The sequence below is a fragment of the Candidatus Aeolococcus gillhamiae genome (genome assembly GCF_016464765.1).
Taxonomy (GTDB): domain Bacteria; phylum Chloroflexota; class Dormibacteria; order Aeolococcales; family Aeolococcaceae; genus Aeolococcus; species Aeolococcus gillhamiae.
In genome coordinates, this window is sequence record NZ_JAEKNS010000097.1 from 18,896 (window position 1) to 27,623 (window position 8,728).

The 8,728-nt window shown below is 72.7% G+C and carries 11 protein-coding genes; all 11 read left to right on the top strand.

The window, feature by feature from the left end:
- Positions 1-4 precede the first annotated feature (4 nt).
- The gene (gene aroC, locus JF886_RS09285) at positions 5-1,159 is read left to right on the top strand and encodes a chorismate synthase (RefSeq protein WP_337311775.1); all 1,155 of its coding nucleotides are present in this window, start codon (positions 5-7) and stop codon (positions 1,157-1,159) included.
- A complete protein-coding gene (aroB, locus tag JF886_RS09290) occupies positions 1,156-2,739 on the top strand; it encodes a 3-dehydroquinate synthase (RefSeq protein ID WP_337311781.1) in 1,584 nt (527 codons plus the stop codon). Before aroC ends, aroB begins: the two co-directional genes overlap by 4 nt.
- Positions 2,736-3,191: a type II 3-dehydroquinate dehydratase gene (locus JF886_RS09295; protein WP_337311783.1), complete on the top strand. Its 456-nt coding sequence runs from the start codon at positions 2,736-2,738 to the stop codon at positions 3,189-3,191. Before aroB ends, JF886_RS09295 begins: the two co-directional genes overlap by 4 nt.
- Positions 3,188-3,745, top strand: coding sequence for an elongation factor P (efp, locus tag JF886_RS09300; protein WP_337311785.1), 558 nt, complete (start codon positions 3,188-3,190; stop codon positions 3,743-3,745). Before JF886_RS09295 ends, efp begins: the two co-directional genes overlap by 4 nt.
- Positions 3,745-4,122, top strand: a complete 378-nt coding sequence (locus tag JF886_RS09305; RefSeq protein WP_337311787.1) for an Asp23/Gls24 family envelope stress response protein — start codon at positions 3,745-3,747, stop codon at positions 4,120-4,122. The genes efp and JF886_RS09305 overlap by 1 nt, the downstream gene beginning before the upstream one ends.
- A complete protein-coding gene (nusB, locus tag JF886_RS09310) occupies positions 4,119-4,538 on the top strand; it encodes a transcription antitermination factor NusB (protein WP_337311789.1) in 420 nt (139 codons plus the stop codon). Before JF886_RS09305 ends, nusB begins: the two co-directional genes overlap by 4 nt.
- On the top strand, positions 4,535-5,950 hold the full coding sequence (gene xseA, locus JF886_RS09315; RefSeq protein WP_337311790.1) for an exodeoxyribonuclease VII large subunit: 1,416 nt from the start codon (positions 4,535-4,537) through the stop codon (positions 5,948-5,950). Before nusB ends, xseA begins: the two co-directional genes overlap by 4 nt.
- Positions 5,943-6,302 carry an exodeoxyribonuclease VII small subunit gene (xseB, locus tag JF886_RS09320; protein ID WP_337311793.1) on the top strand — a complete coding sequence of 120 codons (360 nt, stop codon included), beginning with the start codon at positions 5,943-5,945 and terminating at the stop codon, positions 6,300-6,302. The genes xseA and xseB overlap by 8 nt, the downstream gene beginning before the upstream one ends.
- Before the next feature lie 34 nt (positions 6,303-6,336).
- Positions 6,337-7,092, top strand: coding sequence for a TlyA family RNA methyltransferase (locus JF886_RS09325; RefSeq protein ID WP_337311795.1), 756 nt, complete (start codon positions 6,337-6,339; stop codon positions 7,090-7,092).
- Positions 7,089-7,988, top strand: coding sequence for an NAD(+)/NADH kinase (locus JF886_RS09330; RefSeq protein WP_337311797.1), 900 nt, complete (start codon positions 7,089-7,091; stop codon positions 7,986-7,988). The genes JF886_RS09325 and JF886_RS09330 overlap by 4 nt, the downstream gene beginning before the upstream one ends.
- Positions 7,985-8,728: DNA repair protein RecN (locus tag JF886_RS09335; protein WP_502711421.1), on the top strand; the 744-nt coding region annotated here is incomplete at its 3' end. The genes JF886_RS09330 and JF886_RS09335, both read left to right, overlap by 4 nt.

The following is an 8,728-nucleotide window of genomic DNA, read 5'->3' on the forward strand; positions in this document are numbered from 1 at the left end:
CCGGATGTTGAGGTTTCTCACCGCCGGCGAGTCGCACGGCCCGCAGCTCACCGTGATCCTCGACGGTGTGCCTGCGGGACTCGAGCTCGACGCCCCCCGCGACCTCGAGCCCGACCTGCGCCGACGGCAGGGCGGCCACGGCCGCGGCAAGCGCCAGCAGATCGAGAGTGACGTGGCGGAGATCAGCGCCGGGGTGCGCGGCGGGGTGACGCTGGGCTCGCCGATCTCGCTGACCATCCGCAACCGCGACTGGGACAATTGGAGCGGCCCCATGCAGGTGGAGGCCGAGGGCTTCACCCGCAAGGCGGTGACCCGCGTTCGGCCCGGCCACGCCGATCTCGCCGGCATGCTCAAGTACAATCTCGATGACGCTCGCGACGTGCTCGAACGAGCGTCGGCGCGCGAGACCGCGGCCCGCGTCGCCGCGGGTGCCGTGGCCAAGGCGCTGCTGCGCGTTGCCGGCACGACGTTGAGCTCGCATGTGGTGCGTATCGGCGAGGTGGTGGCCGCGGACGACGCCGGTGCCTCCGCTGCCGCCGTCGAGTCGTCGCCGGTGCGCTGCGCGGACCCTGAGGCGAGCGCGCGCATGGTCGAGGCCATCGACGTCGCCCGCGCGGCCGGCGACACCCTCGGTGGCACCGCCATGGTCACCGCTCACCACGTTGTGGCCGGGCTTGGCAGTTACGCACAATGGGATCGGCGGCTGGACGGCCGCATCGCCCAGGCGATGTGCAGCATTCCGTCAGTCAAGGGCGTCGAGCTCGGTGCTGCGCTGCAGGCGGCCTCGAGCATGGGCTCGGCGGTGCACGATCGGCCGGCGTGGTCGAGCGAGCGCGGCTTCTACCACCTCAACAACCGTCAGGGCGGCCTCGCCGGCGGCGTCAGCAATGGCGAGGACGTGTGGGCACGCGTGCACTTCAAGCCCATCTCCACGCTGCTGACACCGCTGCGCAGCGTCGACGTGCGCACCGGCGAGGAGGTCAACGCCCACTACGAACGCAGTGACATCTGCGTGGTGCCGGCGGGGGCTGTCGTCGCCGAGGCGATGCTCGCGCTGGTCCTTGCTGAGGCGATGCTCGAGAAGTTCGGCGGCGACTCCGTGGATGAGCTTCTGCGCAACCTCGACGGCTATCGCGCCACCCTGGGGCGGCTGCGGTGACCGAGCTGGGCCACGTCGTGCTGGTCGGCCTGCCGGGGTGTGGCAAGAGCACGGTCGCGCCGCTGCTGGCGCAGCGCCTCGGCCGCGCCTTCTTCGACACCGACGCCGACGTCGAAGCCCGCCTCGGGATGAGCTGCGCGCGCGTGTTCGCCGAGCTCGGCGAGCCACGCTTCCGCGCCGAGGAACGCAGGTCGGCAGAGGCGGCGCTGGGGTCGGCGCAGCCACTGGTGATCGCCGCCGGCGGCGGCCTCATCGCGCAGCACGGCGCCATCGACGTGCTGGCCCGCCGCGCCACCGTGATCTGCCTGGACGCCGCCGACGCCGAGCTTGTCGCCCGGGTCGGTGCTCAGGCTGAGGGCCGCCCCCGTCTCGGGGACTCCCCGGGCACGGCGCTGCCCCATCTCCGCGCCATGCGAGCGGGTGCCCATGCCCTGGCGCAACTCCACGTGCCGACGGAAGGCCGCATCCCCGAGCAGGTCGCCGAGGCGATCGCCATGGCGCTGACAGGTGCTGTCCGCGTCGGCACGGCCCGCCCCTACTTGGTCCGCGTCGGCACCGGCATCCTCGAGGACGTCGCCGGTCACGTCCCCCACGGCACACGCCGCGTGGCCCTGGTCGCCGACGAAGCGGTGGCGGCGGTGGCGGAGACGGTGGCGGTGCAGCTCCGCCGTCAGGGCCTGTCGGCCACCGTCTTCGCGGTGCGGGGCGGCGAGCACGCCAAGCAATGGAGTACGGCGGGCGCTCTGCTCGAGCAGTGCAGCGACGCCGGGCTGGACCGCGACGACTGCATCATCGCCGTGGGTGGCGGCAGCGTCGGCGACGTCGCCGGACTGGTGGCCGCCACCTACCTGCGCGGCATCGCCTGGGTGGTGGTGCCGACCACGCTGCTGGCCATGGTCGACAGCGCGGTGGGCGGGAAGACCGCGGTGAACCTGCATCGCGGCAAGAACCTCGCCGGCGTGTTCTGGCAGCCGCGCGCAGTGCTGTGCGATCCCGACGTGCTCGCCGGCCTCGGCGATCGCAGCTTCCGTTCCGCGTTCGCCGAGATCGTGAAATCCTCTATGGTCGGCGACGGTCACCTCGCCGAGGTCGTGGATCGGCGGCTTCCCGCAGCCCTGGGGCGTGACCGCGAGGCGCTGACCGAGCTGATCCGCGCCTGCTGCGCGCTCAAGGCCGAGGTCGTCGCCGGTGACGAGCGCGAGTCGGGCAGGCGTGCGATCCTCAACTACGGACACACGGTGGGACATGCGGTGGAGGCTCTGACGGGACTCGGTGCCGGCCTCGACCACGGCGAGGCGGTGGCCTTCGGCATGCGCGTCGCCGGCGCGCTCAGCGTGGTCGAGGCGGCGTGTCCCGCCGCCGACGTGCGTCACCAGGATGAGATCCTCGACGCCTGCGGGCTCTCCCAGCGACCTCGGCTCGTGGCCGCTGACATCGCCGACCAGCTGGGTGTCGACAAGAAGGCACGGGGCGGGGTGGCACGGTGGGTGCTGCTGCGCGGCCGCGGCGAGCCGGTGACCGGCATCGTGGTCGAGCCGGACGCCGTCCGTACCGCTCTCTCGCAGGCGCTGGCGGCATGAGGATCCTGGTGCTCAACGGACCGAACCTCGGCACCATCGGCCGTCGTCAGCCGGAGATCTACGGGCACGTCACCCTCGCGGAGATCCACGACCGCCTGCGCCGCGAGGCCGAGGCGCTCGACGTCGAGATGCGCTGGGAGCTGAGCAACCACGAGGGGGCACTCATCGACCTGATCGAGGAGGAGGACGGGCAGGCGGACGCCATCGTCATCAACCCCGGTGGCCTGGCTCACACGAGCGTGGTGCTCGCCGACGCCCTGCGCGGCTTCGATGGACCGGTGGTGGAGGTGCACCTCAGCAACATCCTGAGTCGCGAGGAGTACCGTCGTACCTCACACGTCGCCGCCGCTGCGACCGCGGTCATCACCGGCGCGGGCGCCGACGGCTACGTGATGGCGCTGCAGGCGGCGGCGCGCCTCGCCGCAGAGACGACCACGGAGAGACGACGATGATCAGCGCCGGGGAGCTGCGACCGGGAAACACGGTGGAGCGCCAGGGTGAGCTCCTGCAGGTCCTCGAGTTCGCCCACAACAAGCAGGGGCGCGGCACCGCGATCGTGCGCGCCAAGTTCAAGAACCTCCAGACCGGCGCGGTCACCGAGGAGACGTTCCGGCCCGAGGAGAAGTTCGGTCGCGCGCGCATCGAGCGCAGCGAGGCGCAGTACCTCTACCAGGACGGCGACGATTACGTGGTCATGGACACCACGACGTACGATCAGTTCCCGCTCACCCCCGCCCAGCTCGGCGACGCGCGCCGCTTCCTCAAGGAGAACGACAACCTCTTCCTGCTCACCTACGACGGAGCGGTTCTCGGCATCGACCTTCCCACGTCCGTCGAATTGGAGGTGACTCAGACAGATCCCGGCTTCAAGGGCGACACCGCCAACGCGGCCTTCAAGCCGGCGACGCTGGAGACCGGGCTGGCGGTGGACGTGCCCCTGTTCGTCAACGAGGGCGACCGCATCCGCGTCGACACGCGCACGGGCAAGTACGTGGAGAGGGTGTGATGAGCGAGATGGCCGAGACCATGGAGATCGGCGACGGTGGCCGCGAGTCGCTCGGCGTCACCAGGGTCGCCAACGACGTGGTGGCGTGGATCGCCGCGCTCACCGCGCTGCAGGTCGACGGCGTCCACGCCATGTACCGGCCGGGCGGCCAATCGATCGATCGCATCCTGCGTCGCCGCGTCGCCCATCGTGGGGCGCGCGTCGAGCTACGTGGCGAGGGCCTGCGCATCGATCTCTGGATCGTCATGGAGGCGGGCGCCAACGTGGCCGCGGTCGGAGCCGAGGTGCAGGGGGCCGTGGGGGACGCGATCCGGCGCATGCTCGGGTTGCCGCTCGCGGCGGTCAACGTCTTCGTCAGCGAGGTGGTCTTCACGTGACCACGCCCACCGGGGGTGGTCGCCGCCGGCGCGGGCGCGAACTGGCGCTCCGGGTGCTGTTCGAGCTCGAGGGCACCGACAAGGACGCCGGCGCGGCGCTCGCGTACCAGGCCGAGGAGGTGGGTGCCACCGCCGACGTCCGCGCCTTCGCGGGGCGGCTGGTGATGGGCTGCCTGGAGAATCGCGAGCGCATCGACACGGCGCTCAGCGCGGCCAGCCGGTGGTCGCTCGGTGACGTCGGCAAGGTGGAGCGGGCGGTGCTGCGGCTGGGGACGTACGAGCTGCTCGAGAGCGACGGCACCCCGGTGGCGGTCGTCGTCGATGAATCGTTGGAGCTGACCCGAGCCTACGCCGGTGACGACGCTGTGCAGTACGTCAACGGCGTGCTCGGACAGATCGCGCGGGAGCGGGTGTGAGCGCCGTCGCCTTCACCGTCACCGAGGTGACTACCCTGGTGGGCAACGCGCTGGCGGCGCGCCCGGAGCTCGAGGACGTGCTCGTCGAGGGCGAGATCAGCAACCTCACGCGGCCGGCGTCGGGGCACATCTATTTCACCCTCAAGGACCGTTCGTCGGCGCTGGGATGCGTGTGTTTCCGCACCAACGCGCTGCGCCTGGCGTTCGCGCCCGAGAACGGCATGACCGTGCTGGCGCATGGACAGGTGAGCGTCTACGCGCAACAGGGCAGGTACCAGCTGGTCGCCGATCGCCTCGAGCCCAGCGGGATCGGCGCGCTGGCACTGGCAGTCGAGCAGCGCAAGCGCGCGCTGGCCGCCGAGGGCCTGTTCGACCAGAGGCTCAAGCGATGCCTGCCCCTGCTGCCCGCGCGCGTGGCGGTGGTGACATCACGGACGGGGGCGGCGCTGCACGACGTGATCACCGTCCTCGGCAGGCGCGCGCCGTGCGTCGACGTGGTGTTCTCGTCCGCGACCGTGCAGGGTGACGGCGCGGCGGAGACGATCGTGTCGGCGCTGCGCCGGGCCGGCCGTGCGCGCGGTGTCGAGGTGGTGCTGCTGGTGCGCGGGGGCGGCTCGCTCGAGGACCTGATGGCCTTCAACGACGAGGCTGTGGCGCGCGCCATCCGTGCCTGTCCGGTGCCGGTCGTCTCCGGCGTGGGTCACGAGACCGACGTGACCATCGCCGACCTCGCGGCCGACCACAGGGCGGCGACCCCGTCGGCGGCGGCCGAGACCGTGGCCCCGAGTTGTGGCCAGCTCCGCGGAGAACTCGGCGCCCGCGACCACCGCCTGCGCACCGCGCTGCGCCGTGAGGTGACCCACAAACGCGCGCGCGCCCAGCGACGCTTCAGCCGTCTCGGCCAGCTCTCGCCAGGGGGCCGCGTGGCCCGGATGCGCCAGGACCTGAGCGCCTGTGACGTCCGCCTACGCGGGGCGCTGATCGCCGGCGTCAGCAGGCGGCAGCGCGACCTGGAGCGTGCGCGGGGCGCGCTCGAGCTGCATTCACCGTTTCGCGCGCTGCCCATCCATCGCGAACGCCTGGCGGCGCGGACCGCGCGGCTGGAGGGCGGGATCAAGAGTGCGGTGTCGTCGCGGCGCCGCCGGCTGGAGGGCGCCGACGGCCGGCTCGAGGCGCTCTCGCCGCTGCGGGTGATCGACCGCGGCTACTCGATCACCGTCGACGCGGCGACGGGCCGGGTGGTCACGACCGCTGCGGCGGTCGCGCCCGGCGCGGTGCTGCGCACCCGGCTCGCCCAGGGCAGCCTGGTGAGCGAGGTGCTGCCCGGCGGCGTCGAGGTCGCCGCGGATCGCGAACGAATGTACGATGGCGAGTCGGCACAGCGACACACCAACGAGGACGACGATGGCTGACGACCTCTCCGCCCTGAGCTACGAGGCCGCGCTCACCGAGCTCGACGAGATCATCACCCGCCTCGAGCGCGGCGACGTTGAGCTCGAAGCGGCGATCGCCGCGTACGAGCGGGGCGCCGCCCTGACGCGGCACTGCGCCCAGCTGCTCGACCGCACCGAGCAGACGATCACGCAGCTCGTGGTGGGTTCGGCGGGGGAGGTTGAGCGGCCCTTCCAGCCCCCGGTGGAGCGCATCGAACATGCCCCGGTCGCGCCGGCGGCGGCCACGGTGGAGCAGCGCCTCTTCGGCGAGCCGGCCCCGGCCGTGGCTCCGCGCGGCGTCCCCATCGACCCCGACGACATCCCCTTTTGAGCGCAGATACGCTGCTCTGTGTAGGATGCTCGCCATGACCACGCTGTCGCGATCCCGCCTCGACGACCTCCTCGTCGAGCGCGGCCTCGCGGACACCCAAGCCCGCGCCCAGGCACTGATCGCCGCCGGGCTGGTTGAGGTGGACGGGGTGCGCGCCGATAGTTCCGCACTGCCTGTTGCGCCGGACGCCGGGGTGCGTCTCACCGATCGGAGCCATCCGTGGGTGGGACGTGGCGGCCTCAAGCTCGACGCCGCGCTCGAGGCCTTCGACGTCGAGTGCCGAGGCCGTGTGTGCCTCGACGCCGGGGCCAGCACCGGGGGCTTCACCGATGTTCTCCTGCACCGCGGCGCCCACCTCGTGTACGCGGTCGACGTCGGCCACGGCCAGCTCCACCCCCGGCTCGGCGCCGACCCGCGCGTGCGCGTCCTCGACCGCACCAATGTCCGCAGCCTGGCGGCTCTCGACGGGCCAGCGCCGTCGCTGATCACCCTCGACCTCTCGTTCATCTCGCTGCGCGCCGTGCTGCCCAACCTCGCGCTGCTCGCCCCCGGCGCGGAGGTGGTGGCGCTCTTCAAGCCGCAGTTCGAGGTACCGCGCGAGGCGGTGGGGCGCGGCGGGATCGTCCGCGACGAGGCGGCAACTGCAACGGCGCTGAACGACTTCGTCGCCTGGGCTGCCGGCACCCTGGGGGCCGCGGTGGTGCACGACTCCGTCGAGGCCGGGGTGCGCGGTGCCAAGGGCAACCAGGAATGGCTGGTCCACCTCCGGTTGCCGGGGACAGCGGCGTGAAGGGCGAGATCGGCTTCCTGCTGCACCCCGGCGAGCAGCACGCCGTCCAGGGCGCCGAGGCCCGGGCCCGCGAGCTCGGCTACGGCGTCTGGGTCGAGGTCAGGGAGCCCGAGGCGACCCTGGCCGAGCACGCTGCCGACACGCGCCTCCTGGTGACCATCGGCGGCGACGGCACCTTCCTGTACGGCGCCCGGCTGGCGGCGCCGCACGGCATCCCGGTCATGGGCGTCAACCGCGGCCGCCTCGGCTTCCTCACCGACGTTGAGGTCGCCGAGCTGCCCACCGCGCTCGAGGCATTCGCCGCCGGGAACTGCCACACGCAGCGCAGGTCCATGCTCGAGGCAACCGTCCCCGGGGACGGGGACGCCGCGCCCTGGCAGACGCTGGCGCTCAACGAGGTGGCCGTGAAGTCGAGCGGGGTTGCCGTGGCCCGCATCCGGGTGGAGATGGACGGCGAGCTGCTCGGCGACTTCGATGCCGACGGCGTGGTGATCGCCACTGCCACCGGCTCGACAGCCTACGCGCTGAGTGCCGGCGGCCCGCCGATCGACCCGCGCGTCCGCGCCATCGTGGTGGTCCCGCTGGCGCCGCACGCGGTCATCTCCCGCGCGATCGTCCTCCCGGAGATGGTCACCCTGCGCGTCACCGTCGAACGCGGCCGGGTCATCGTGGCCGCCGACGGCATCTCGGAGATCCGCCTTCGCGACGGCGCGGAGATGATCATCCGGCCCGGCCCCGAGCTGGCCTTTGTCCGCTTCGACAGCTCGCCCTCGTTCCTACGCCGGCTGCGCGAGAAGGTGCGTTTCGGGTTGCCGCTGAAGGAGCTCGAGCGACCGGCGCTGCTGCGACCGGACGGCACCGAGGAGGGCCCCGCGGCCGCCGAGGCACGGCGGTGAGCCTGGTCGAGGTCCGCATCCATGGCCTCGCTGTCGTCGACGAAGCGCTGGTGCCGGTGGGGCGTGGATTCACGGCCCTGACCGGCGAGACCGGGTCGGGCAAGTCGGTGTGCATCACCGCGCTGCGTCTGGCGCTCGGCGATCGCGTCGACGGTGACCCGATCCGTCGCGACCGCGACACGGCCGGGGTGAGCGTCGTGTTCGACGACGTGCCGGCCTCGCTCCGCCACCGCCTCGGCGAGCTCGGGATCAGCGCCGACGAGCTGACCACGCTGTCCCGCGAAGTCAGCCGGGCCGGGCGCGGCTCGTGTCGCGTCAACGGCGCGCTCGTGTCCCAGGCGGTCCTGCGCGAGCTCGGTGAGATGCTCGCCGAGGTCACCCTCCAGGGCGCCAGCCACCGCCTGATGCAGCGCAGCCGGCAGCGCGACCTTCTCGACCTAGCCGCTGGCGCCACCGCCCTCCGCGACGAGCTCCGCCACGCGGTGGGGGAGTGGCGAGCCGCGGAGGCCACGCTCGAAGAGGTCCGCCGCCGCCACGCCGCCGGCGCGACCGAGGTGGACGCGGCGCGCCACCTGGTGGCGGAGCTGGGCTCCCTGGGGATGGTCCCCGGCGAGGACGAGCACCTCGCCGCGGAACGGCTGCGGCTGCGCAACGCCTCCGCTTTGGCCGCCGCCTCGACCGCCCTGCGCCGGGGCGCCGCCGGCGACGACGAAACCCCCGGCGCGGCCGACCTCCTCGCC

What these genes read in the sequence shown, in the direction of transcription:
- JF886_RS09305 (WP_337311787.1), top strand. Translation starts at nt 3,745, where the DNA reads ATGAGCGAGATGGCCGAGACCATGGAGATCGGCGACGGTGGCCGCGAG.
- xseB (WP_337311793.1), top strand. Translation starts at nt 5,943, where the DNA reads ATGGCTGACGACCTCTCCGCCCTGAGCTACGAGGCCGCGCTCACCGAG.
- aroC (WP_337311775.1), top strand. Translation starts at nt 5, where the DNA reads ATGTTGAGGTTTCTCACCGCCGGCGAGTCGCACGGCCCGCAGCTCACC.
- JF886_RS09295 (WP_337311783.1), top strand. Translation starts at nt 2,736, where the DNA reads ATGAGGATCCTGGTGCTCAACGGACCGAACCTCGGCACCATCGGCCGT.
- JF886_RS09325 (WP_337311795.1), top strand. Translation starts at nt 6,337, where the DNA reads ATGACCACGCTGTCGCGATCCCGCCTCGACGACCTCCTCGTCGAGCGC.
- efp (WP_337311785.1), top strand. Translation starts at nt 3,188, where the DNA reads ATGATCAGCGCCGGGGAGCTGCGACCGGGAAACACGGTGGAGCGCCAG.